This window comes from Sphingomonas melonis, assembly GCF_013409985.1.
GTDB lineage: Bacteria > Pseudomonadota > Alphaproteobacteria > Sphingomonadales > Sphingomonadaceae > Sphingomonas > Sphingomonas melonis_A.
Genome location: NZ_JACCBY010000001.1, coordinates 47,202 through 70,625 on the forward strand (window position 1 = coordinate 47,202; position 23,424 = coordinate 70,625).

The 23,424-nt window shown below is 70.1% G+C and carries 27 protein-coding genes; 16 read left to right on the forward strand and 11 right to left on the reverse strand.

Annotation, left to right across the window (positions count from 1 at the left end):
• The first annotated feature begins 13 nt into the window (after window positions 1-13).
• From HD841_RS00240 to HD841_RS00260, 5 genes are all read left to right on the forward strand, one after another.
• Window positions 14-409 (forward strand): DUF983 domain-containing protein, encoded by a 396-nt coding sequence (locus HD841_RS00240; protein WP_179506902.1) that lies wholly within the window; start codon window positions 14-16, stop codon window positions 407-409.
• On the forward strand, window positions 406-1,011 hold the full coding sequence (locus HD841_RS00245) for an SURF1 family cytochrome oxidase biogenesis protein (protein WP_179506903.1): 606 nt from the start codon (window positions 406-408) through the stop codon (window positions 1,009-1,011). Before HD841_RS00240 ends, HD841_RS00245 begins: the two co-directional genes overlap by 4 nt.
• Window positions 1,012-1,341: 330 nt before the next feature.
• Entirely contained in the window at window positions 1,342-2,733 is a 1,392-nt protein-coding gene (gene thrC / locus HD841_RS00250) for a threonine synthase (RefSeq protein ID WP_179506904.1), read from the forward strand.
• A complete protein-coding gene (locus tag HD841_RS00255) occupies window positions 2,730-3,599 on the forward strand; it encodes a class I SAM-dependent methyltransferase (protein ID WP_179506905.1) in 870 nt (289 codons plus the stop codon). Before thrC ends, HD841_RS00255 begins: the two co-directional genes overlap by 4 nt.
• Window positions 3,600-3,694: 95 nt before the next feature.
• Window positions 3,695-3,907, forward strand: coding sequence for a hypothetical protein (locus tag HD841_RS00260; RefSeq protein WP_257015163.1), 213 nt, complete (start codon window positions 3,695-3,697; stop codon window positions 3,905-3,907).
• Window positions 3,908-3,914: 7 nt separating this feature from the next.
• Here the strand turns inward: HD841_RS00260 and HD841_RS00265 are convergent, their stop codons facing one another.
• The 3 genes from HD841_RS00265 to HD841_RS00275 are packed head-to-tail and all read right to left on the reverse strand — an operon-like array spanning window position 3,915 to window position 5,523.
• Window positions 3,915-4,562: a heme exporter protein CcmB gene (locus HD841_RS00265; protein ID WP_179506906.1), complete on the reverse strand. Its 648-nt coding sequence runs from the start codon at window positions 4,560-4,562 to the stop codon at window positions 3,915-3,917.
• Entirely contained in the window at window positions 4,562-5,116 is a 555-nt protein-coding gene (ccmA, locus tag HD841_RS00270) for a heme ABC exporter ATP-binding protein CcmA (RefSeq protein ID WP_179506907.1), read from the reverse strand. Before ccmA ends, HD841_RS00265 begins: the two co-directional genes overlap by 1 nt.
• The gene (locus HD841_RS00275; protein WP_179506908.1) at window positions 5,113-5,523 is read right to left on the reverse strand and encodes a metallopeptidase family protein; all 411 of its coding nucleotides are present in this window, start codon (window positions 5,521-5,523) and stop codon (window positions 5,113-5,115) included. The genes ccmA and HD841_RS00275 overlap by 4 nt, the downstream gene beginning before the upstream one ends.
• Before the next feature lie 49 nt (window positions 5,524-5,572).
• Here HD841_RS00275 and HD841_RS00280 point away from each other — a divergent pair, with 49 nt between their 5' ends.
• Entirely contained in the window at window positions 5,573-5,866 is a 294-nt protein-coding gene (locus HD841_RS00280; RefSeq protein WP_179506909.1) for a 4a-hydroxytetrahydrobiopterin dehydratase, read from the forward strand.
• 191 nt (window positions 5,867-6,057) lie between these two features.
• Here the strand turns inward: HD841_RS00280 and HD841_RS00285 are convergent, their stop codons facing one another.
• Window positions 6,058-6,846 (reverse strand): SDR family oxidoreductase, encoded by a 789-nt coding sequence (locus tag HD841_RS00285; protein ID WP_179506910.1) that lies wholly within the window; start codon window positions 6,844-6,846, stop codon window positions 6,058-6,060.
• 60 nt (window positions 6,847-6,906) lie between these two features.
• On the opposite strand from HD841_RS00285, the gene HD841_RS00290 reads away from it, so the two are divergent.
• Both HD841_RS00290 and HD841_RS00295 read left to right on the forward strand, forming a co-directional pair.
• Window positions 6,907-7,671, forward strand: coding sequence for an ATP-binding cassette domain-containing protein (locus HD841_RS00290; RefSeq protein ID WP_179506911.1), 765 nt, complete (start codon window positions 6,907-6,909; stop codon window positions 7,669-7,671).
• Window positions 7,668-9,206 (forward strand): ABC transporter permease/substrate-binding protein, encoded by a 1,539-nt coding sequence (locus HD841_RS00295; protein ID WP_179506912.1) that lies wholly within the window; start codon window positions 7,668-7,670, stop codon window positions 9,204-9,206. The genes HD841_RS00290 and HD841_RS00295 overlap by 4 nt, the downstream gene beginning before the upstream one ends.
• Before the next feature lie 91 nt (window positions 9,207-9,297).
• Here HD841_RS00295 and HD841_RS00300 read toward each other — a convergent pair whose 3' ends face one another.
• Together HD841_RS00300 and HD841_RS00305 are read right to left on the reverse strand one after the other, a co-directional pair.
• A complete protein-coding gene (locus HD841_RS00300; RefSeq protein ID WP_179506913.1) occupies window positions 9,298-12,000 on the reverse strand; it encodes a TonB-dependent receptor in 2,703 nt (900 codons plus the stop codon).
• A gap of 79 nt (window positions 12,001-12,079) precedes the next feature.
• Window positions 12,080-12,541: a MarR family winged helix-turn-helix transcriptional regulator gene (locus HD841_RS00305; protein WP_179506914.1), complete on the reverse strand. Its 462-nt coding sequence runs from the start codon at window positions 12,539-12,541 to the stop codon at window positions 12,080-12,082.
• Between the two features lie 80 nt (window positions 12,542-12,621).
• On the opposite strand from HD841_RS00305, the gene hppD reads away from it, so the two are divergent.
• The 5 genes from hppD to HD841_RS00330 are packed head-to-tail and all read left to right on the forward strand — an operon-like array spanning window position 12,622 to window position 17,058.
• Window positions 12,622-13,701 (forward strand): 4-hydroxyphenylpyruvate dioxygenase, encoded by a 1,080-nt coding sequence (gene hppD / locus HD841_RS00310; protein ID WP_179506915.1) that lies wholly within the window; start codon window positions 12,622-12,624, stop codon window positions 13,699-13,701.
• Between the two features lie 42 nt (window positions 13,702-13,743).
• Window positions 13,744-15,060, forward strand: coding sequence for a homogentisate 1,2-dioxygenase (gene hmgA / locus HD841_RS00315; RefSeq protein WP_179506916.1), 1,317 nt, complete (start codon window positions 13,744-13,746; stop codon window positions 15,058-15,060).
• Window positions 15,057-15,686 carry a maleylacetoacetate isomerase gene (maiA, locus tag HD841_RS00320; RefSeq protein ID WP_179506917.1) on the forward strand — a complete coding sequence of 210 codons (630 nt, stop codon included), beginning with the start codon at window positions 15,057-15,059 and terminating at the stop codon, window positions 15,684-15,686. Before hmgA ends, maiA begins: the two co-directional genes overlap by 4 nt.
• Complete coding sequence (locus HD841_RS00325; RefSeq protein WP_179506918.1) at window positions 15,683-16,039, forward strand: Rieske (2Fe-2S) protein; 357 nt, start codon at window positions 15,683-15,685, stop codon at window positions 16,037-16,039. Before maiA ends, HD841_RS00325 begins: the two co-directional genes overlap by 4 nt.
• Before the next feature lie 56 nt (window positions 16,040-16,095).
• Window positions 16,096-17,058, forward strand: a complete 963-nt coding sequence (locus HD841_RS00330) for an alpha/beta fold hydrolase (RefSeq protein WP_179506919.1) — start codon at window positions 16,096-16,098, stop codon at window positions 17,056-17,058.
• 151 nt (window positions 17,059-17,209) lie between these two features.
• Here HD841_RS00330 and HD841_RS00335 read toward each other — a convergent pair whose 3' ends face one another.
• The 3 genes from HD841_RS00335 to HD841_RS00345 all read right to left on the reverse strand — a co-directional run bounded on the left by HD841_RS00335 (window position 17,210) and on the right by HD841_RS00345 (window position 18,851).
• Window positions 17,210-17,758, reverse strand: a complete 549-nt coding sequence (locus HD841_RS00335; RefSeq protein ID WP_179506920.1) for a gamma carbonic anhydrase family protein — start codon at window positions 17,756-17,758, stop codon at window positions 17,210-17,212.
• A gap of 85 nt (window positions 17,759-17,843) precedes the next feature.
• Entirely contained in the window at window positions 17,844-18,371 is a 528-nt protein-coding gene (locus tag HD841_RS00340) for a DUF2726 domain-containing protein (RefSeq protein ID WP_179506921.1), read from the reverse strand.
• 126 nt (window positions 18,372-18,497) lie between these two features.
• On the reverse strand, window positions 18,498-18,851 hold the full coding sequence (locus HD841_RS00345) for a hypothetical protein (protein WP_218845336.1): 354 nt from the start codon (window positions 18,849-18,851) through the stop codon (window positions 18,498-18,500).
• 475 nt (window positions 18,852-19,326) lie between these two features.
• Here HD841_RS00345 and HD841_RS00350 point away from each other — a divergent pair, with 475 nt between their 5' ends.
• Together HD841_RS00350 and HD841_RS00355 are read left to right on the forward strand one after the other, a co-directional pair.
• On the forward strand, window positions 19,327-19,800 hold the full coding sequence (locus HD841_RS00350) for a hypothetical protein (protein ID WP_257015164.1): 474 nt from the start codon (window positions 19,327-19,329) through the stop codon (window positions 19,798-19,800).
• A 31-nt stretch (window positions 19,801-19,831) separates the two neighbouring features.
• A complete protein-coding gene (locus HD841_RS00355) occupies window positions 19,832-21,130 on the forward strand; it encodes a M20/M25/M40 family metallo-hydrolase (RefSeq protein WP_179506922.1) in 1,299 nt (432 codons plus the stop codon).
• Between the two features lie 51 nt (window positions 21,131-21,181).
• Here HD841_RS00355 and HD841_RS00360 read toward each other — a convergent pair whose 3' ends face one another.
• On the reverse strand, window positions 21,182-21,412 hold the full coding sequence (locus tag HD841_RS00360) for a hypothetical protein (protein ID WP_179506923.1): 231 nt from the start codon (window positions 21,410-21,412) through the stop codon (window positions 21,182-21,184).
• A gap of 117 nt (window positions 21,413-21,529) precedes the next feature.
• On the opposite strand from HD841_RS00360, the gene rarD reads away from it, so the two are divergent.
• A complete protein-coding gene (rarD, locus tag HD841_RS00365) occupies window positions 21,530-22,417 on the forward strand; it encodes an EamA family transporter RarD (protein WP_179506924.1) in 888 nt (295 codons plus the stop codon).
• On the opposite strand, the gene HD841_RS00370 is transcribed toward rarD, so the two are convergent.
• On the reverse strand, window positions 22,414-23,421 hold the full coding sequence (locus HD841_RS00370; RefSeq protein ID WP_179506925.1) for a sugar kinase: 1,008 nt from the start codon (window positions 23,419-23,421) through the stop codon (window positions 22,414-22,416). The genes rarD and HD841_RS00370 overlap by 4 nt on opposite strands.
• Between the last annotated feature and the right edge of the window lie 3 nt (window positions 23,422-23,424).

Below are 23,424 nucleotides of genomic sequence, written 5' to 3' on the forward strand. Positions count from 1 at the left end.
AGGGGCGTCGCGTATGACTGATCCGACGCCCCTGCCACCGAGCGGGACGATACCTTCGGTGGTGCAGGCCGGTCTGCATGGCCTCTGCCCGCGCTGCGGCAAGCCGACGCTGTTCGCCAAGATGATCACCTTCGCCGATCGCTGCCCGGCCTGCGGGCTCGACTTCACGCAGTTCAACGTCGGCGACGGGCCCGCCGCCTTCCTGACGCTGATCCTCGGCACGATCGTGGTCATCGGCGCGATCATGCTCGAACTGACGCTGCACCCGCCCTTGTGGCTGCACATGCTGATCTGGATCCCGGTGACGCTCGCCGGCGTGATCTGGTCGCTGCGCCTCGCCAAGGGCGCGCTGATGTCGGCGGAATTCCGTAACGCCGCACGCGAGGGGCGGATCGACACGCGGCCATGAGGCGGGTGCCGGTGATCCCGACCCTGGTCGTCGCACTCGCGGTGGCGGCGATGGTCGCGCTGGGCCTGTGGCAATTGCTCGACCGCGCGCCGAAGAAAGAGGCGTATCTTGAGCAGCTCGCCGCCAATCCGTCCAAGCCGCCGATCGCCTTTCCGGCGGTGCCGGACGACCGGCTGCTCTTCCGCCGCACGACCGCCATCTGCAACCGGCCCGTTGCGCAGCGACTGGCCGGTGCCGGTGCCGCGGGGTTCCGGCTGATCGCGGATTGCGGCAACGGCCTGGTCATCCAGCTCGGCACCACGCCCGATCCGATGTTCAAGCCGCGCTGGTCGGGCGGATCGGTCACTGGCTATATCAGCCACGCGCCTGACGGGCGCTCGCTGATCGGGTCGCTGTTCGACCATAGCCCGCAGCGGCTGATGCTGGTCGCCGACGCGCCGCCGCTCGGCCTCGCCGCCAACGGCAAGCCGGACCTGTCGACGGTGCCGAACAACCATCTGTCCTATGCGGTGCAATGGTTCTTCTTCGCCGCGATCGCCGCGGTGATCTACGTGCTGGCATTGCGGCGGCGGGTTGCTCCCCCAAATCCTCCCTCGCGTTAGCGGGAGTGCCGGGCGATCGTCTATCGCTGGGTGATGAGGTTCGATCGGTTTCCTCATTATAGCCGTCACCCCGGGCTCGTTCCGGGGTCCACCGCGCTGCAAGGGAACGGTGTCGAATCAAGCCTTTCCCTTCGCCGCCGAGTACCCCGGAACACGTCCGGGGTGACGGGGTGGGGTTGGAAGACCGCGGGCTTGCACGAGCGTTCCTATGCGAATCCCCTGCCCCGGCGGGGGAGGAGTGGGTCTGGCCCCCACCCGATAGCCGCAACCCCATCGCCCCCAAGCAAACCCGTCGTTGCCCCTCGCGCATCGGCCCGCTACCCCGCAACGATGCGTTATGTCAGCACCCGCGGCGCCGCGCCCGCGCTCGATTTCCGCGACGTCACCCTTGCCGGGCTGGCCTCCGACGGCGGCCTCTATCTGCCCGACCACTGGCCGAGCCTGACCCGCGAGCAGATCGCCGGCCTCGCCAACCTCTCCTATGTCGATACCGCGGTCGCGGTGATGACGCCCTTCGTCGGTGACGCGCTGACGCCCGAGGAGCTGAAAGACCTCTGCACCCGCGCCTATGGCCGTTTCAGCCACGCCGCGGTGACGCCGCTGGTCCAGCTCGACCACGACCAATGGCTGCTCGAGCTGTTCCACGGCCCGACGCTGGCGTTCAAGGACGTCGCGCTGCAATTACTCGGCCTGCTGTTCGAGCGGTTCCTGACCGGCAGCGACCGGCACCTGACCGTGGTCGGCGCGACCAGCGGCGATACCGGCTCGGCGGCGATCGATGCGCTCGCCGGCCGTGCCGGGGTCGACGTGTTCATGCTCCACCCCGCCGGCCGCGTGTCCGACGTGCAGCGCCGCCAGATGACGACGGTGCTCGCCCCCAACGTCCACAATATCGCGATCGACGGCGACTTCGACACCGCGCAGGCGCTGGTCAAGCAGATGTTCAACGATCCCGGTTTCTCGGGGACGTTCGCGCTGTCGGCGGTCAATTCGATCAACTGGGCGCGGCTGATGGCGCAGGTGGTCTATTATTTCTACGCCGCCGTCCGCCTCGGCGCGCCCGACCGCGCGATCGCCTTTTCGGTGCCGACCGGCAATTTCGGCGACGTCTTCGCGGGCTATGTCGCCGCGCAGATGGGCCTGCCGGTATCCAAGCTGATCGTCGCGACCAACGTCAACGACATCCTCCACCGCGCGATCTCGGCGGGCGATTACAGCAAGGGCATCGTCCAGCAGACACCGACGCCGTCGATGGACATCCAGGTCAGCTCCAATTTCGAGCGGCTGCTGTTCGACCTCGGCGCGCGCGACGGTGCCGCGCTCGCCCAACAGATGCAGGGCTTCGAATCGTCGGGTGCGATGCGGCTGACCAACGTGCAGCATACCGGCGCCGCGCTGTTCGCCAGCGACCGCGTCGACCTCGACGACATGACGCTGGCGATGCGCTGGGCGCACGAACATGCCGGCGAAGTGATCGATCCGCACACTGCGATCGCGCTCGCCGCCGCCCGCCGTCACGCCAGCGACGTGCCGGTGGTGACGCTCGCCACCGCGCATCCCGCCAAATTCCGCGACGCGGTCGAACGCGCCACCGGCCAGCGTCCCACCCTGCCCGGCCGCATCGGCGACCTGTTCGAACGCGAGGAACGCTTCGCCACCCTCCCCGGCACGTTCGAGGCGGTGACCGCCTATATCGCCGAGCGCGCGGTGCCGCGCCCATGAAGCTCGACACGCTGATCGGCGAGCCCTGGGCGGATTACGGCCTCGTCGATTCGGGCAACGGCCGCAAGCTCGAACGCTACGGCCGCTACCGCTTCATCCGCCCCGAGCCGCAGGCGATGTGGGCGCCCGCCACCGAGAACTGGCGCGCGCAGGGCGAGTTCGTGCCGGCGAGCGACGAGGATGGCGGCGGCCGCTGGGTCTTCGCCGAGCCGGTGCCGCGCGAGGGCTGGCCGCTGAAATGGAACGAGGTGCGCTTCACCGCGCAGCCGACGCCGTTCCGCCATCTCGGCTTCTTCTCCGACATGGCGCCGGTGTGGAGCTGGATGCGTGAGCAGGTCGCCGATCTCGACCAGCCCGAATGCCTCAACCTGTTCGGCTATACCGGCGTCGGCACGCTGGCGATGGCGACCGCGGGCGCCAAGATGGTCCATGTCGACGCCTCGAAGAAATCGGTCGAGGCGGCGCGCGGCAATGCCGTCCTGTCCGGCATGACCGAGGCGCCGATCCGCTGGATCGTCGACGATGCGGTCAAGTTCGTCGCGCGCGAGGTGCGCCGCAAGCGCCGCTATGACGGCATCCTGCTCGATCCGCCCAAATATGGCCGCGGGCCGGAGGGCGAATTGTGGCGGCTGGAGGAGGATCTGCCGCGGCTGATCGCCGATTGCCGCAAGCTGATCGATGCCGACAGCCGCTTCCTGTTCCTCACCGTCTATGCGGTACGCATGTCGGCGCTGGCGATCGGCGAGCTGGTCCGCCAACTGTTCGGCGACCTGCCCGGCAAGGTCGAGGCGGGCGAACTGGGGGTGCGCGAGGAAGCGCGCGGCCTGACGCTGCCGACCGCGATCTGGGCCCGGTGGAGCCGCTGACACGCCGGTTGGTGCAGCGCAGCAAACAAACGTTACGGAACGCTCGTCGATCAGAAGGCTTTCCCGTCTATATCGGTAGATCAGCACATGGAGGCATGATGATGCGACCCAATGACGATCTCGCCAATACGACGCATGACGATGCCGAGCCGAACCCGCTGTGGGGCCGGCTGGCGCTGCTGATGTTCGGCCTGACCGTGCTCGCGTTTCTTACCGCGATCGACCGCCCTGAATGGTTTCATTTGAAACCGGCGACCGGCACCGCCGCGGCGATGGTCTATGCTTCGGATCACGGCTCGAAGTCGTAACCTCTATTCAATCCATCCCGCTCCGGATCGCCGCCGCGGCGATCCACGGCGCGCCGGCGGTCAGCACCAGGCTGACCGCGGCGAGCAGCTTCACCGCCCCCGCGCCCGCGCCGCCATCGAGCGTCCCCGCGCCGAAGATGAGCAGCGGCACGGCGAGCGGCAGCATCACCAGCCCGGCCACCGCACCGCCGCCGCGCAATCCCGCGACCAGCGCCGCGGTGGCGACTCCGAGCGCCGCCAGTCCCGGCGTGCCGATCAGCAGCCCCAGCTCGACGCGCGCCAGCGTCGCCGCCGACAGGTCGAACAGGCCCGCCGCGACTACCGCCGCCAGCATCAGCGGCGGCGCGAAGCCGATCCAGTGCGCGACGATCTTGGCGAAGGCGACCAGCGCCAGCGGCACCTGACGCACCGCATATTGATCGATCACCCCCGCCTCGACGTCGGGCGCGACGAGCCGCTCGATCGGCAGCAGCGCGGCGAGCAGCGCCGCCGCCCAGATCACGCCGCCGCCGATCCGCGCCAGCAACGCCGTGTCTGGACCGACCGCGAACGGGAACAGGATCGCGGTGAGCAGGAAGAAGGCGACCGGCCACAGCGCGCCACCACCGGCCCAGGCGCGGCGCAGGTCGCGCGCGACGATCGCGGTGATCCGCATCAGCCGAGCGCCAATTGCGCCGCTCCGGGCAGCGCGACCGGCTGATGCGTCGCGACCATCGCGATCCCGCCGGCCGCACGGTGCGCGGCAATCAGCGCCTCGATCTGCGCGACCCCCGCGGCGTCGAGTCCGTTGGCGGGTTCGTCGAGCAACCAGATCGGCGCATCGGTCCCGACGATACGTGCCAGTCCGGCGCGGCGGCGCTGCCCGGTCGACAGCACCCGCACCGGGATCGCCGCCAGATGCGTCAGTCCGACGGCATCCATCGCCGCCTGCGTCCGCGCACCCGTCCAAAACGCCAGCGCGCGGGCCAGCGGCAGTTCGGGATCGAGCGCATGCGCCTCTCCGAGCAAGGCCACCGCGCCATCCCGCGTCACCGCCCCGTCGGCGGGTCTGAGCAAGCCCGCGGCGATGCGGATCAGGCTCGACTTGCCGACGCCGTTCGGCCCGGTCACCAGCGCGGCGTCTCCCGCGCTGAGCGCAATGCTCACCCCGGCGAACAGCATCCGCCCGCCGCGCGCGCAGGCGACCGCGTCGAGCGCCAGCGCCGTCAATCCACCACCGCGTCTTCCAGCGCATGCATGTCGTCGTCGGACAGGCCGAAATGGTGGCCGATCTCATGGATCGTGACATGGCGGACGAGATCGTCGAGCCGCACCCCGGTCTCCACCCACTCGACCAGGATCGCCCGCCGATAAAGATGGATACGGTCGGGCATGGCGCCCGACTCCATCGACGATTTTTCGCCGAGCGGCCGCCCGTGATACAGGCCGGTCAAATCGAGCGGATGCTCGATCCCCAAGGCGGCGAGCGTCTCGTCATCCGCCTCTTCCTCGACCAGCAGCACGACATCGCCGAGGTGCGCGGCGAACGCCGCCGGCAGCCGCGCGATCGTGTCGCGGGCGATGGCGTCGATCGCCGCGGCATCGGGTGCCGGTCCATAAGCATCTTGCCCGTTCATGCGTGCCGCCATACCGCGTCCCTTTCCCGTCCAGCAAGGAAGACCGCCGATGATCGAGGCTCTTAGCGAAGCCGAACGTGCCGATGCCCTCGATGGCCTGCCGGAATGGGATTATGACGAGGCCCGCGATGCGATCACCCGCAGCCTCGTCTTCGCCGATTTCGTCGAGGCCTTCGGCTTCATGACGCAGGTCGCGCTGATGGCGGAAAAGGTGAACCACCACCCGGAATGGCGCAACGTCTACAATCGCGTCGAAATCCTGCTGACCACGCATGATGCCAGCGGCCTGTCGAGCCGCGACATCGAAATGGCCGAGGCGATCGACGCGATCGTCGACGAATAAGCCGACACCCCCCGCCCGTTCGCGCTGAGCCTGTCGAAGCACGTTGAGACTCAGGCCCTCCCCCGTTGGCGCCGAGCCTGTCGAAGCGCCTTGGACAAGGCCCCTCCCCGTTCGCGCTGAGCCTGTCGAAGCGCCCTGAGACTCAGGCCCTTCGACAGGCTCAGGGCAAACGGGGGGGATATCGCGCGCCGTCAGCGCAGCGACCGCCGCATCCGCTTGCGCAGCTGGCCGGGGAACCAGCGTGCGGCGAAGCGCAGCCGCTCCGCGGTCTTGCCGACATAGGTGTGGACCGCGTCGCCATGGACCGCCTTCCACGCCGCCTCGGCGACGGCTTCGACCGGGGTCAGTTCCAGCCCCGCCCCCGTCACCGATTCGCGGATCGTGCGGTTGGTGCCGCCGGCGACGCCGTCGAGCAGCGGCGTCTCGATGAAGCTCGGCAGCAGGCAGCGTACCTTGATGCCCTCGCGGTGCCATTCGCCGTCCAGCGCTTCGCTGAGGCCGCGCACCGCGAACTTGGTGGCGGAATAGGTCGCCAGCCCCGACGAGCCATAGATGCCCGATGCCGACGAGGTGTTGAGCAGCACCGATCCCGGCGTACGTGCCAGATAGGCGTGGCCGATCCGCGCACCGTTGACCACGCCGGTGAAATTGATCGCGATCGTCCGGTCGATCTCGTCGAAGCTCGCCTCGGCGAGCGGCCCGCCGGTGCCGATCCCGGCGTTGTTGAACAGCACGTCGAGCCGGCCGCCGGTCGCCTGCGTGAAGGCGTCGAGGCTGGCGGTCCAGGCATCACGGTCCCGCACGTCCATGACATAGCGCTCTACCATGCCGACGGGGATCAGCGCCGCGGTCTCGTCCAGCCCGGCGGTGTTGACGTCGGCGATGCCGACCCGCCAGCCGCGGCTGGCGAACAGCCGGGCGACGGCGCGGCCGATGCCCGATCCGCCCCCGGTGATGAAGATCGCGCGTCCGTCGCTCATCCTGCCCTCCTCACGTCCATTGTTGGACTTTCCCAACGGCATCCCGCATCCTCTGCGGCGATGCCAGCAGAATCGCTCCGTTTCGACGCCGTGATCAAGAGGTTCGGCGACACCTTGGCGGTCGACCGCGTCACGCTCGCCATTCCGGCGGGCAGCTTCGTCGCGCTGGTCGGCGCCTCGGGATCGGGCAAGTCGACGCTGCTCCAGACGATCAACCGGCTGATCGAGCCCAGCGACGGCCGCGTGCTGATCGACGGGGACGACGTCGCCGCCGGACCGGCACCGGCCCTGCGGCGGCGGATCGGCTACGTCTTTCAGGGGATCGGCCTGTTCCCGCATATGACCGTGGGCGAGAATATCGGCATCGGCCCGCGTATCGCCGGCGAGCCGTCTGCCGATGTCGCCGCGCTGCTCGACCTCGTCGCACTGCCCGCCGCGATCGCCGACCGGCTGCCCGACGCGCTATCGGGTGGCCAGCGCCAGCGGGTGGCGATCGCCCGCGCGCTCGCACCGGGCGCCAAGCTGCTGCTGCTCGACGAGGCATTCGGCGCGCTCGACCCGGTGACGCGCGACGCGCTCGGCAGCGAGATCCGCCGGCTGCACGAACGGCTCGGCCTCACCACGATCCTCGTCACCCACGACATGGCGGAGGCGCTGCTGCTCGCCGACCGCGTGCTGGTGATGGCGGCGGGGCGGATCGTCGCCGATGCGACGCCGGCCGAGCTGCTCAACGGCGGCGGCGGCGAGGCGGCGCAGGCGCTGGTCGCGGTGCCGCGGCATCAGGCCGAGCGACTGAGGACGCTGGCGGGCGGAGCGGCGGCATGAGCGCCTTCCTCGACGCGCTCGGCCGGGTGCCGCCGCTGCTCGCACAGCACGTGCTGCTGTCGGCATCGGCGCTGCTGCTCGGCATCGCGATCAGCCTGCCGCTGGCGATCGTCGCGGCGCGGCGGCCGCGTACCGGGCGCGTCATCCTCGGCGTCGCCAGCCTCGTCCAGACCATTCCCAGCCTGGCGCTGCTCGCGCTTTTCTACCCGTTGCTCCTATGGCTCTCGGCGCTCCTCGGCGGCGGCATTCCCGCGCTCGGCTTCCTGCCGTCGCTGATCGCGCTGACGCTCTATGCCCTGCTGCCGATCATCCGCAACGGCGTCGCCGGGCTGACCGGCATCGATCCGGCGGTGCGTCAGGCGGCCAAGGCGGTCGGCATGACGCCGGCGCAGACGCTGCGTCTGGTCGAGGCGCCGCTGGTCGCGCCGGTGCTGATCGCGGGCATCCGTACCGCCGCGGTGTGGACGATCGGTGCGGCGACGCTGTCGACCACCGTCGGCCAGCCGAGCCTCGGCGACATGATCTTCGCCGGCTTGCAGACCCAGAATTGGGCGCTGGTGCTCGCCGGCTGTTGCGCCGCGGCCGGGCTCGCGCTCGCCGTCGACGCGCTGATCGGCATGATCGAACATGGCATCGCCCACCGCCGCCGCCTGCTGTGGCTCGGCGCGACGGTGACGTTGATCGCCGCGTTGCTCGCCGCCACCGCGCCGCTCTGGCCGCGCAGCGGCGGGGGCAAGGTGGTGACGGTCGGCGCCAAGAACTTCTCCGAACAATATATCCTGGCGCGGCTGATCGGCGACCGGTTGACCCGCGCCGGCTATAGCGTGCGGTATCGCGACGGGCTCGGCTCCGCGGTGATCTACGGCGCGCTGACCAGCGGCGCGATCGACGTCTATGTCGATTACGCCGGCACCCTCTGGACCGGGCCGATGCGGCGCCGCGACGTGCCCGACCCCAAGGCGATGGCCGCCGCCATCGCGCGCTGGACACAGACGACCAGTGGCGTGCGCCTCGTCGGGTCGCTCGGCTTCGAGAATGCCTATGCCTTCGCGATGCGCGGCGATGACGCCCGCCAGCGCCATATCGCCAGCCTGTCGGATCTCGTCGCGGCGGCGCCCGCACTGCGCCTTGGCAGCGACCTCGAATTCCTCGAGCGCCCCGAATGGGCGGCGGTGCAGCGCGCCTATCCGCTACGCTTCAAGGCGACGACGCCATACGCGCCGACCTTCATGTACCGCGCGCTGGCGAGCGGCGAGGCGGATGTGATCTCGGCCTTTTCGTCGGACGGCCGGATTGCGGCGGACCATCTGGCGGTGCTGAGCGATCCCAAGCACGCCATCCCGAGCTATGACGCCCTGCTGCTCGTCGCGCCGGGACGCGCCAAGGACGCGGCCTTCACCGCGGCACTCACGCCGCTGGTCGGACGCATCCCGGTCACCGCGATGCGCGAGGCCAATTATCAGGTCGATCGCGACAGCGCCAAACGCACGCCCGAACAGGCGGCGGACTGGCTCGCGCGGCGACTGGGCCTGTAAGGTCCGCACCCCGTCGTGGACCGCCGATGGCGGGCTACGGCGGGATGCGGACGTGCCGCGCCGGTACAGGGCGCCTTGTGTCGACGAGGGCTCAGAAGAATAGCTTGCGCAGGCTCAACCGCACCGTCCGGCCGAGGGGATCGAGATAGTCGGGCTGGTAGCTGATCGGCGTGACGCCGGCGGCATCGCGCACGGTCTGGCGGGCATTGAAGATGTTGTCGACCGACAGCGTCACCCGCGCGCCACGCACCCAGGGATGCGCCTTCACCAGGTTGAGCCGCTGGCCGAGGTCGGCGAACAGCCGCAGGTTGGCGGTTCCCAGCCCCGAGAAGCGCAGCGTCTGCGGATTGGCCGAAGTCCCGCCGTTGACGCGCGTACCGGTCGCGTAATCGGCCGACAGCCGTACGCCGATGCCGTTGTTCGAATAGCCCGCCTGCGCCTCGAACTCGTGCCGCGGTTGTCCACCGTTCGCCCCGGTCGCGTCGCCGTTGAGCAGGTCGAGCAGCGGCCCGCCGTTGGCGATGGTCACGCGCTCGGCGAGGTGCCAGGTATGGTAGAGCGCGAACTGGACGCGCCCGCCGCCCTGTCCACGACCACCGCCGCCGAAGCCGCGCCCGCCGCCGAACCCGCGACCACCACCGCCACCACCGCCGCCCGGTGGCGGCGGTCCGTCCGCACCGGGGGGTGGCGAAGGGGGTCCGTTATCGGCGCCCGGCGGTGGCGGCGGCGGACGCTCGCCATCGGCACCGCGCGGCGGCGGTGGGGGCGCGCCATCCGCGCCCGGCGGCGGCGGTGCCCCTTCCGCGCCGGGCGGCGGCGGACCGCCATCGGCCGCCGTGCCGCCGGCACCGCGACTGAAACGCCCGCCCGCGCCGGGAAAGCGCATGCCGGCGAAGGGATTGGGGCCGTTCCCGGCGCGGAACGCCTCCAGCTCCCGTTGCACCTTGGACTTCAGCGGCTTGGAGAAGTTGATGCCCCAGCGGATCTGCTCGCTCTCGGCGCGCGCGAAGTTGATGGGTCGCGCGTCGAGCCGGGTCAGATTGCGGTCCGCGTCGCGGGTGAAGCGATCGGGAAACGCCGCCTCGATCGCCGCGGTCGGCGACGGGAAGGACTGGATCGGGTTGCGCGTGTCCTGCTTGGTGTAATTCGCGATCAGCGTCAGGTCCTTGTCGCTCCACGGTTTGAGCGTCAGCCCGAGCCGGGTGACGCGACGGCTGCTCGACCGCAGGTCGGGATTGCCGCCGCTCAGCGTCGTCACGGTCACGGTTTCGCCGCGCACATAATCGAAGACCCGCGCGTTGGGCATCGAGACCAGCGGATTGCCGAGCTGCGTCGCAGTCGGCGCGACATCCTGCTGGTTGATCGATCCGATCACCCGCAGCGCGTTGATCGGGCCCCAATTGATGCCATAGCCATAGGCCGTCAGCGTGCCGAAATCCGAAAGCTGGTTAATCGCGGCATTGCCGTTGACCGACAGATTGCCGAGCCAGCCGAGTACGGCGCGCGATTTGCTGGCGATCGGCACGTCGATATTGACGCGACCGTTGGCCGCATCCCGCGACACGTCGCCGCTGCTGATCCGTTCGCCGAAGGATCGGCTGGAGAAATCGCTGGTCTGCGCGCCGACGCGGATCGCGGTGGAGACATCGCCCGCGGGCAGCGTAAACAGCGGCCCGTTGACCAGCGCTTCGAGGTCGCCGGTGTTCGACGTCGAGCGTGCGCGATTGTCCGGCATGGCCACGCCGGTCTGCGTGTCGGTGTGGCTTTCGGCGCGATCATAGGCGCCGGTGACCGTCCACAGCCAGCGCGGGCTCAGCCGGCCGTTGAGGCTGGTGCCGAGATGCGCGGTGATGCCGTCGTTGCGCTGGGTCAGCGCATCGCCGACCGGCTGGTTGTTTGCGTCGAGCGGGCGACCGAAGCGGCCGACGCTTTGCGTTGCGGTCAGCTCGCCGTTGATCGAGGCGCTGACGTCGCCGAGCGGACGGGCATAGGTGGCGTTGGTGCCGAAGCTGCGGCTGAACGGCTGCAACGTCCGATACGGCCGCTGGTCGTAGCCGGCCGCGCCGCCCTCGGTGCGCTGCGGGCTGATGTCGCGCTCGGCCTCCGTGAGCGCCGAACTCTGCTGATAGCGGCTGTGGATGTTGAGCCGCGACCCGTTGCGGATCGTCAGCAGGTCGAGGTCGCCCTGCGGGCTGTTGCGGCCGCCCTCGGTCGGCGCGGTGTCGGCGAGTTCGACGGTGGTCGAGCGGAAGCGGCGACGCAGTACGAAGTTCACGACCTTCTGGTCGGCGGTATAGCCGTATTTGAGCGCCACCTCTTCGGGCAGGATGTCGACGCGCAGGATCGCCTCGGTGGGGATATCGCGGATTTCCTGGAAGCCGGATATACGCTTGCCGTCGAGCAGCACCACCGGCGATCCCCCCGCGCCACTGCGCGTCTGCGGCGCCAGTTCGGTGAGCAGGTCGGAGACGCTGCTGACACCGTAACTGCGCACGTCGGCCGGGCTGAGCACCTGTTCGGCGGGAATGTCGCCGACCACCGATCCGGGCGGCCGGCGGCCGGTGACGACGATGTCGCTCTCTTCCTCCTCGGCGTCTGCGGCAGGCGCGGTCTGCGCGTTGGTGGTGGACACGGGCGCCGTCGACTGCGGAGCCGTGGCGGCCGGCGGCTCGGTCGGGGCCGGTGCGGTCTGCGGCTGGGCCTCGGGCGCCACCGCAGCCGGAGCGGGCGCCTGCTGCGCCACCGCCAGCGCGGGCCAGCTTACCGCCATCATCATCACGACCGCCACACGCATACAATAACCCTCACACCGTCAGGGTGCTGCTAATCGGCAATTGTCGCATAAATGTGCCGGTCGCACGATCGACTGTGACTTATCTGCCGATATCGAGCGTGACGCTCTCGATCCGGCGCAGCATCGCGACGAATTGCGCGACCTCGTCGGGGGCGAAGGCGGCGAAGATGCGGCGTTCCAGGTCGAGCGCCTTGGGTGCGATCGCGGCATACAGGTCACGGCCCGCCTCGGTGAGTTCGAGCAGGTGCGAGCGCCGGTCGTCGGGATTGTCGCGCCGGGCCAACAAGCCGCGGCCGACCAACGCGATGGCGGCGCGGCTGACCGTCACCTTGTCCATCAGCGTCTTCGCGCCAATCGCCTGCTGGGTGATGCCGCCCGTCTCGGCGATCACCGCGACCAGTCGCCATTCCGGAATCGTCAGCCCGAACAGCGACTCATAGGCCCGCGCGATCGAGTCGCTGACCAGGTTGGAGGTCACCGACAGGCGGTAGGGGATGAAGTCGTCGAGGACGAGCGGGCGGTCAGAGGATGGCGCGGCCATCAGGTTTCGTATCAGTTGACACCAGTTTGGCAATGCCGCAGAGAATTGGTAACAGACGATACCATTTCGGAGCTGCTGCCATGTCCGACCCCTCGGCCGATCAGATCGACGTCAACCCGATGGGGCTCGACGGCTTCGAGTTCTGCGAATTCACCTCGCCCGACCCAGACGCGCTCGCCGCGCAGTTCGAGGCGCTCGGCTTCGTCGCGGCGGCGACGCATCCGACCAAGGCGCTGACCCGCTACAAACAGGGGCGGATCAACCTGCTGCTCAACCGCGAGGCGACCGGCCATGCCGCCGACTTCCGCGCGGCGCACGGCCCGTCGGCGAGCGCGATGGCGTTCCGTGTCGCCGATGCACGGGCCGCCTATGACGCGGCGATCGCGCGCGGCGCCAAGCCGGCGCCCGCCGGCGCGGCGCTCGAGGGGCTGCCGGCGCTGGAAGGGATCGGCGGCTCGCTGCTCTATCTCGTCGATCGCCACGGCGGTGCGGGCAGCGTCTACGACGACTGGCATCAGGTTCCCGGCGCGGCCGAGGCGGAGGCCGCCAACAGCGTCGGGCTCGACCTGCTCGACCATCTCACCCACAATGTCCGTCGCGGCCAGATGCGCACCTGGTCGAGCTTCTACGGCCAGATCTTCGGCTTCGAGGAGCAGAAGTATTTCGACATCAAGGGCAAGGCGACCGGCCTGTTCAGCCAGGCGATGATCGCGCCCGATCGCGCGATCCGCATCCCGCTCAACGAGAGCCAGGACGACAAGAGCCAGATCGAGGAATTCATCCGCGATTACAACGGCGAGGGCATCCAGCATCTCGCGCTGACCACCGACGATATCTACGCCACCGTCGAGAAGCTGCGTGCCCGCGGCGTCAAGCTCCAGGACACGATCGAGACCTATTACGAACTCGTCCACAAGCGCGTGCCGAATCATGGCGAGGACCTGGAACGCCTGCGCGCCAACCGCATTCTGATCGACGGCAATGTCGGCGAGGAAGGGTTGTTGTTGCAGATCTTCACCGAGACGATGGTCGGTCCGATCTTCTTCGAGATCATCCAGCGCAAGGGCAATGAAGGGTTCGGCAACGGCAATTTCCAGGCGCTCTACGAGTCGATCGAACTGGACCAGATTCGTCGCGGGGTCATTACCGTCGACGCATGAGCTTGCGGACGGGGTGGTGGAGCAGGAGAGGACGCCAAAACAATGACAGTCCACCACCCCGGGAACGAAGCCGGTTACATCCCCGGCTTCGGCAACCACGTGTCCACCGAGGCCGTCGCCGGCGCGCTGCCGATCGGTCGCAACGCGCCGCAGCGGCCCGCCTTCGGCCTCTATGCCGAGCAGCTCAGCGGCACCGCCTTTACCGCGCCGCGTCACGAGAACCGCCGCTCGTGGCTCTACCGGATGCGGCCCACCGCCGAACACCCGCCGTACACGCGCTATGACGGCGCGCCGCAATTCGCGCCCGGTACCGGCGACGCGCCGCTGCCCCCCAACCGGCTGCGCTGGGACCCGTGTCCCGACGCCCCTGCGGGTACCGACCTGATCGACGGCATGACGACGATGCTCGCCAATCGCGATCCCGCCGACCTCGAGGGTGTCGCGCTCCACGTCTATGCCGCCAATGCCGACATGACCGGCCGCGTCTTCACCGATGCCGACGGCGAGCTGCTGTTCGTTCCGCAGGCCGGGCGGCTCGACCTGCTTACCGAGCTCGGGCGGATCGTGGTCGCGCCGGGCCAGATCGCGCTGGTGCCGCGCGGGGTGCGCTTCCGGGCGCTGCTGCCCGACGGCAGCGCGAAGGGCTATGTCTGCGAGAACCACGGCAGCCTGTTCCGCCTGCCCGATCTGGGCCCGATCGGCGCCAACGGCCTGGCCAACCCGCGCGATTTCGAGACGCCGGTCGCCTGGTTCGAGGATCGCGACGAACCGACCGAGGTGATCCAGAAGTTCATGGGATCGCTGTGGGCGACGACGCTCGACCATAGCCCGCTCGACGTGGTGGCGTGGCACGGCAATCTGGCGCCGTGGCGCTACGACCTTGCGCGGTTCAACACGATCAACACGGTGAGCTTCGACCATCCCGACCCGTCGATCTTCACGCTGCTGACCAGCCCGAGCGACGTGCCCGGGCGGGCCAATGCCGATTTCGTCATCTTCCCGCCGCGCTGGATGGTCGCGGAGGACACGTTCCGGCCGCCCTGGTTCCACCGCAACGTGATGTCCGAGGCGATGGGGCTGATCACCGGCGCCTATGACGCCAAGGCGCATGGTTTCGCGCCGGGGGGGATCAGCCTGCACAATCTGATGGCCGGCCACGGCCCCGACCTCGCCAGCTGGCAGGGCGCCTCCGCCGCCGAGCTGAAGCCGCACAAGATTGAGGGCACGATGGCGTTCATGCTGGAAAGCTGCTGGCCGTACCGGCCGACCCATTATGCGCTCGACCATGCGCAGCTCGACTATGACGCGGTGTGGGCGGACTTCCCCAAGGCACGGCTGCCGCACGATCCGGCGTCGTGATCCTCCACGGTTACTGGCGATCGGGTGCGGCCTATCGGGTGCGGATCGCGCTGGCGTTGAAGGACCTCGCCTACGACCAGGTCAACCACGACCTGCGCACCGGCGGCCAGGCCGCGCCCGATTATGCCGCACGTAACCCGCAGCGGCTGGTGCCGGCGCTGGAGGTCGACGGGCTGGTGCTGCCGCAGAGCGTGGCGATCCTCGAATGGCTGGAGGAACGCTATCCGGCGCCACCGCTGCTGCCCGCCGACGCGGACGGCCGTGCGATCGTCCGCGCCATCGTCGCGACGATCGCCGCCGACGTTCACCCGCTCCACAACCTGCGCGTGCTCAAGGCGCTGCGCGAGCGGTTCGGCGCCAGCGAGGCGCAGGTACAGGATTGGATGGCGCAATGGATCGGCGACGGCTTCGCCGCGGTCGAGGCGCTGATCGCGCGCCACGGCGGGGCCTTCGCTTATGGCGATGCGCCGACGCTCGCCGATTGCGTGACCGTGCCGGCGCTCTATTCGGCGCGGCGGTTCGGGGTGGATATCGCCCCCTATCCGCGGCTCGTCGCCACCGCCGACCGCGCCGCAGCGCTCGCCGAGGCGGCGCATCCGAGCCGCCAGCCCGACGCCGACGCGTGAGCGAACGCCTGACCAGCACCCCCGCCGGCGTGCCGCTGGCGCCGCTCGCCACGATCGCCGACGGCGCGGCACGCAATTTCGTGCTCCAGATGCGCGCCGGCCGGTTCCACGGCTTCGTCATCCGCCGCGGCGCGGGCGTGGTCGGCTATGTCGACCGCTGCCCGCATGCCGGTGTGCCGCTCGCGCAGACGCTCGACGATTATCTGACCCCCGCCGGCGACCTGATCGCGTGCAGCTGGCACGGCGCGCTGTTCACGCTCGACGAGGGGCTGTGCGTCGGGGGGCCGTGCCTCGGCCAGCGGCTCGGCAGCTGGCCGGTGGCGGTGATCGACGGGGTCGTCACGACCGCCTGACAAATCCGGCGCCGCTGTTACACTCGGCAGATGGGCAAGGCTGAGGGAGCACGGAGATGACGAGCGGCGCACGCTGGACCCTGGCGCCCCTGATCGGCGCGAGCGCGGTGGCGGCCGGCGGGATCGGCCTGTCGCTCTATTCGGAGCGGGTGGCGCGCGAGGCGGAGCGGCTGGTGCCGCAGGACGGCCGCCATCTTCAGGTCGAGGGCGCGCGGCTCCATTATGTCGACCGCGGCAGCGGGCCGGCGATCGTCATGATCCACGGGCTCGGCGGCCAGTTGCGCAACTTCAGCTATGCGATGCTCGACCGGCTCGCCACCGATCATCGCGTCATCCTGGTCGACCGGCCGGGGTCGGGCTATTCGACCGCGGAGGATGGCGCCGAGCCGGGCATCGGCGCGCAGGCGGCGATCATCGGCCGGTTCATCGAAGCGCTCGGGGTCGAGCGGCCGCTGGTCGTCGGCCATTCGCTTGGCGGTGCGGTGGCGCTGTCGCTCGCGACGCAGCGGCGCGCGCTGATCCGCGGGCTCGCGCTGATCGCGCCCTTCACCCAGCCGCAGGACGACCTGCCCGAGGCGGTGAAGGGCCTGTCGGCGATCCCGCCGGCGCTGCGCCGGCTGATCGCGCAGACGATCGGGACGCCGCTGAGCCGGCTTACCGCGGAGCGCACGCTGGCCGCCGTCTTCGCGCCCGACACGCCGCCCGCCGACTTCGCCACGCGCGGCGGCGGCGCGCTGTCGCTGCGGCCGGCCAATATCACCGCCGCCGCCGCGGACCTGTCCGCCGCCGCGCGCGAGATCGCCGGGATCGCAGCGCATTACCCGACGGTCGATGTGCCGACCACGATCCTGTTCGGCCGCGGCGACGCCATCCTCGACCCGGCGCTCCACGGCGAGCGTACCGCGGCGATCATCCCCGGCGCGCGCATCACGATCGTGCCGGGCGGCCATATGATCCCGGTCACCGCGCCCCAGACGACGGTCGACTTCGTGCGTCAGGCATCGGCGGAATGTGGCTGATTTGGCGCGAGATGGACAAGATGGACGCCTGAACGGAAACGATCCGCCCCGATCGTTTCCGGTCTTCCGGCATCGGAGCGGCGCCGATCCAACGACGGTGAGATGGAGCGTGCGCCCTACCGGGCCGCCGTCGTATAGGACGACACCCCGGCTATCCGTTCGCGCCCTCGGACACGTGCGGCAGCGGCGTCAGCGCGGCGGCATAGCGGCGGGCATTGGCGACATAGGTCGCCGCGGACAGGCGCAGGCCGGCGATCTCCGCATCGGTGAGGGGGCGAACCAGCCGTGCGGGCGCGCCGACGATCAGCGAGCCTGGCGGGAAGACCTTGCCTTCGGTGACCAGCGCATTGGCGCCGACGATCGAATCCGCGCCGATCACCGCGCGGTTGAGCACGGTCGCGCCCATGCCGATCAGGCTGTGGTCGCCGACCGTGGCGCCGTGGACGATCGCGTGATGGCCCACCGTCACCGCGCGGCCGATCGTCGCGGGGACACCGGGATCGGCATGGATCATCGCGCCGTCCTGGATATTGCTGTCGTCGCCGACGGTAATCGGGTCGTTGTCGCCACGCAGCACCGCCCCGAACCAGACCGAGGCACGCGCGCCCAGCGTGACGCGGCCGATGACATGCGCGCCGGGCGCGACATAGGCGCCCTCGCCGAGCTGCGGCGCGAGATCCCCCAGAGCGTAACACACCATCGATCATCTCCTAGGGCGTCCTGCGTGATGCGATAGCGGGACGGCGCGGCCGGCGAAACCGCGATCGTCGCCGGCTGCGCGCGCGTCACCACCGTCGCAGCGCGCGCGCCTGCGGTATCCGCGAGGAGGCGGGCGGCCGGAGGTCGCTGACGATCGCCTGCACCTCGTGCGGCGTCGGCCGGGTCCGCGCGGGGATGCGGATGGTGCGATAGCCGGCCTGCGCGGTCGCGGCATCCCGCGCGCGATCCGCGGCAGCGCGGGAGGCGCGATCGTCCACCTCGATCAGCGCCAGGATCGCGCCGCTGTCGCGATCCTGCGCGACGAAATCGATCGTCGGCGTCGCCGCGACACTGCCCTCCCCCTGACGGCGCGGGCGACCGAGTCCGGGTGGCGCACCCAGCAGCGCGTCGATCGCCACCTGCGCATGGATGCGGCAATGCGGCAGGATCTGTTCGAGCGTGGCGAGCATCGCGGTTTCGCGCGCGGTGAGGAACGGGCGGACGGCGGGTCGCCTCGGGCGGGCGGTGTTGCGGGCGGCCCGCCCGGCTGCGACGCCTTCAAGGATGACGGCGAGCAGCAGGAACAGGACGGCAAGGAGGATGACCTGGTTCACGGTCAGCGGCCCCCGATCGATACGACGCGATTGCGCGGACGGCCACGCCGCACCGACCAGCGGACGGCGCAGCAGGCGGAGCGGACGGGGCGGCGGCTAACGCTGCTGGCGGGCGTCACGGCGGGCCTACGTCCACCCCTGCCATGGGCGTTCGGGATCGATGTCGGCGAAGCCGCGCCGGTCGGCGAGGTGCTGCGCCCGCGAGCGGCGGAGCACCATGCACACCGCGCCATCCCGGATCGCCAGCACCTCCTCCTCGGACAGTGGCGCGCCTTTCAGCATCTCCTGATGCTCGAGCAGAGACAGAAGCGGTGGGATCGGCACCGCCACCAGCGGATCGTCCGCGTCGGAATCGTCCTCGCCGACCTGCATGGCCTCGCGATAGTGGACCAGGCTCAGCGGCGACCGGGCCGCGGCGTCCGGCGTCGGGCCATCCGCCGTGTCTTCGCTTGTCCCCAACAGCTTCGACAACCAGGTCATGCGTCCCCCACCTCGGCGGTTCGCGTGGCGAGCCGGCCGACCGCTAATCCCCGCCCTGCGTCGCTCGATGATCCCGGCCTGCCCCGGTCCGGATCATCGAACGCGTGGGCGGTCGATTCCGTATTATAGACGTGTTGAGGCGAACGCAGTGACCGCACCCCGCACAGCAGGTCGCCCGTCGGGCCGTATCGGGGACAGGCGCGGGGATGTCGGCCCGGTCGCGCAGCCATCCCATACCAATGTAGCAAAGCATTGATGTTAACGGTAACGGAGAAATTTCTGTCGATATTGGTACATCATCAATGGTCTGCCACCCCGCGAAGGCCGTGACAGCGACGTTTGTTAGCGTTAGCACTGCGACGGGCACGGTGGGATGCCATCAGGGGCGACCCGCCGCGTCGAACGACGACGTAGCGACTTGATTTCGGATTGGGTCCGTTTATGCCGTTCTGTGTCTACGGGAGCGACGATCACGATGGGTGCCGGGTTACGCGACAATTTCACTTATTCCGGCGGTGCGGACACCGGTAGCAAGTTCGCCGGCATGCCCGTGCCGCCGGTGATCGAGGGGCAGGACCCTGAAGCCGCCGCGCTGGCCTCGCTGGCCTCGAACATCGCCGCGGCGCGCCGCAAGCTCGGCACGCATCTGGAGGCGTCCTTGTTCGCCAATCCGGGGCTGGACATCATGCTGTTCCTGTTCGCCGAGGGGATCAACGGCGCGACGGTGACGACCAACGCCTGTTGCGCCGCCGCCGGCGTGCCGCGCACCACCGCGCTGCGCTGGATCAAGCTGCTGCAGGACCGCGGGCTGGTCGACGGCAGCGACGACATCAGCGATCGCCGCGTGACGATGCTGGCGCTGAGCCCGCAGGGCCGCACCACGATCCGCACCTGGCTGAGCGAGATCGCCGCACTGCCGCTGCGCGGTCTCGATTCGCGGGATCGCTGAGCCCGGGCGACCCGGCGGGATGATCGCTGCGATGATCCTGCCGCTGCTGCTCGCCGCCACGCCTGCCGCCGCCGCGCCAGCACCCGCGCATCTGTCGCCGGCCGAGTCGCGGATGGTGGCGACGGTCGATGCCGAGCAGGCGCGATCGGTCGCGCTGCTCGAACGGCTGGTCAACCAGAATAGCGGGACGATGAACCTCGCCGGCGTCGCGCGGGTCGGCGCAATGATGGCGGAGGCGCTGCGCCCGCTCGGCTTCACCGTCACCTGGAAGCCGCTGCCGCAGACCGGCCGCGCCGGGCATCTGATCGCGACGCATGCCGGCACGCCGGGCACCAAGCGGCTGCTGCTGATTGGCCATCTCGACACAGTGTTCGAGGCCGATTCGCCGTTCCAGCGCTTCGTCCGCCGCGGCGACGAGGCGAGCGGCCCGGGTGCCGGCGACGACAAGGGCGGCATGGTGGTGATGCTCGCCGCGCTGCGCGCGATGCAGGCGGCCGGCACGCTCGGCTCCGCCAATATCGAGATCGTGCTGACCGGCGACGAGGAGGATTCGGGCGACCCCGTCGCGGTGGCGCGCGCCGACCTGATCGCCGCGGGCAAGCGCGCCGATGCCGCGCTCGACTTCGAGGGGCTGGCGGTCGAGGACGGCCGCGACATGGGATCGATCGCGCGGCGCTCGGTCAACGACTGGACGCTGGTCGTCACCGGCAGGACCGGGCACAGTTCGCGCATCTTCAGCGCGGACTTCGGCGACGGCGCGGCGAACGAGCTGGCGCGCATCCTCGCCGCCTTCCGCAGCGAGCTGCCCGAGGCGAACCTGACCTTCAACACCGGCCTGCTCGCCGCGGGCGCGAGCGCGACGATCGCCGCGGGCGGTGACAAGGCGCAGGCGCAGGGCAAGAGCAACATCATTCCGGCGCAGGCGGTGGCGAGCGGCGACTTCCGCACGCTCAGCGAGGCGCAGACGCAGCGGGTCGGCGCGCGGATGCGGGGAATCGTCGCGCGGCACCTGCCCGGCACCGACGCGGTGCTGACGATCAAGCCGGGCTATCCGGCGATGGCGCCGACCGCCGGCAACCAGGCGCTGCTGGCGCGACTCAACGCGGTCAACCGCGACCTGGGGCTGGCCGAGATGCCGCCGCTCGATCCGCTGAAGCGCGGCGCGGGCGATATCTCGTGGGTGGCGGCGGATGTCGACGGGCTGGTCGGGCTGGGGACCGCCAGCCGCGGCGATCACACGCCCGACGAGGTGGTCGACCTCGAGTCGATCCGGCGCCAGGCGAAGCGCGCGGCGATCCTGATGTCGCGATTGAGCGCCGAGCGGCGGTGATGCGCTGCCGGGCTGATCCCCGGCCGCCCTACTCCGTCCGGTCGAGCAGCCTCAGCCGGCGGTGACCAGCGGATGGCGCAGGCGGAGGTCGTCGGCGATACGCTCGATCGTGTCGTTCTCGCCGGCCGAGCCGGTCGGCGTCACCGACCAGTTGCAATGCGGGTGGGTCGCGGGATCGTAGAGGCGGATCTCGCCGAGCACGAGTCGCCAGCGGCGGCGATTGCCGCCCGCCTGCTTCACCAGCGTCGAGAGGAAGAGGTCGTGGAGCATGCCGCTGGTCATGCCGCAGCCCCTAGACGGCTGCGCCGGCGAGGAAAAGCACCGGCGGCAAGGCAGACGCCGACCCGCGCCAAGCACCGCTTTGTTGCGCTGGCGCACCGACCGGCGCAGGAGGCGGGCATGGCTCATTCTCCCGATGCTCGCGCCGGTCTGTTCTATGCGGTCGGCGCCTATATCTGGTGGGGGCTGCTGCCCCTGTACCTGCACCTGCTGACCGCGGTGGCGCCGTTGCAGGTGCTGGCGAGCCGCATCCTGTGGTCGCTGCTGCTGCTGCTCGCGATCGTCGTGGTGACGCGGCGGCTCAAACCGCTGGTGGCGGCGGCGCGCGGGCGGGTGCTGGCGATGCTGACGGCGAGCGCATTGCTGATCGGCATCAACTGGTTCGTCTATATCTGGTCGGTGACCAACGCCCATCTGGTCGAGGCGAGCCTGGGCTATTTCATCAACCCGCTGCTCAACGTGGCGCTCGGCATGCTGCTGCTCGGCGAGCGGCTCAACCGGTTGCAGGCGGCGGCGGTGGCGGTGGCGGCGCTCGGCGTCGCGATCCTCGCGGCGGGCGGCGGCGGCGCGCTGTGGGTGTCGCTGGTGCTGGCGCTCAGCTTCGGCTTCTACGGGCTGATCCGCAAGGTGGCCGCCGTCGATGCGCTGGGCGGGCTGACGATCGAGACGATGATCCTCGCGCCGTTCGCGCTGGTCGTGCTGCTACAGGCGCAGGGGGCCGGTACCGGCAGCTTCGGCCATGACCGCACGATCGACCTGCTGCTGGCGCTCGCCGGGCCGGTGACCGCCGTGCCGCTGCTGATGTTCGCGGCGGGCGCGCGGCGGCTGCGCTATACGACGATCGGCCTGCTCCAGTTCATCGCGCCGACGCTGCAATTCCTGCTCGCGGTGCTCGTCTATCACGAGCCGATCCGCGCGACGCAGCTTGCCACCTTCACGCTGATCTGGCTCGGCTGCGGCCTGTATGCATGGAGCAGCATCCGCGCCGCGCGGGCGCTGCCCGCCTAGCGGCGGACGTCGAGCCCGCCGGCCAGATAGGCGTCGATATCCGCCTGGCGGAACAGCGAGGCGTCACCGGGCAGCGAATGTTTGAGCGCGGTGAGCGCAAGGCCGGTGCGCGCCGCCTCGCCGATGTCGCCGCCGGTGCGCAGCGCATGCAGCACGCCGCTGGCGAAGGCGTCGCCGCCGCCGATCCGGTCGACGATGCCCGCCAGCGTCACCTCGCCGGTCTGGGCGTGGCCGTCGCGCGTGTCGACGCGCGCCGAGATGCGGTGCAGGTCGACATTCTCGACATGGCGCGCGGTCGAGGCGATCGTGCGCAGCTTCGGGAAGGCGGCGAAGGCGGCCTCGGCGGCGTCGCGGCGGCGGTCCTCGCCGTCATGGCCGGCGAAATCGCGGTCGAGCAGCAGCGCGATGTCGCGATGGTTGCCGAACAGCAGGTCGGCATGCTCGACCAATTGCATCAGGATGCCGCGCGGATCGCTGTCCCAGCGCTCCCACAATTTGGCGCGGTAATTGCCGTCGAACGAGATCGGGATGCCGCGTGCGGCGGCGGCGCGCGCGGCGGCGATCGCACTCTGCGCCGGCACCGGGCCGAGCGCCGGGGTGATGCCCGACAGATGGAACCAGTCGACGCCGTCGAACAGCGCGTCCCAGTCCCATGCCGATACCGGCGCCTCGGCGAAGCTGGAATGCGCGCGGTCGTAGATCACTTCGGTGGCGCGCATGCCGGCGCCCGAGGTGACGAAATAGAGGCCCATGCGCTCGCCGGCGAGCGCGATCCGGCGGGTATCGACGCCATGGCCGCGCAGCGTCGCCACCGCCGAACGGCCGAGGTCGTTGTCGGGAACCATGCTGGCCAGCGCGACGTCATGGCCGAGCCGGGCGAGCGCGGTGACGACATTGGCCTCCGCGCCGGCGACCCAGACGTCGAACCGGGGGGTCTGCAACAGCAGTTCGCGGCCGGGCGGCGACAGGCGGAGCATGATCTCGCCGAATGCCAGGAATGTCATGCG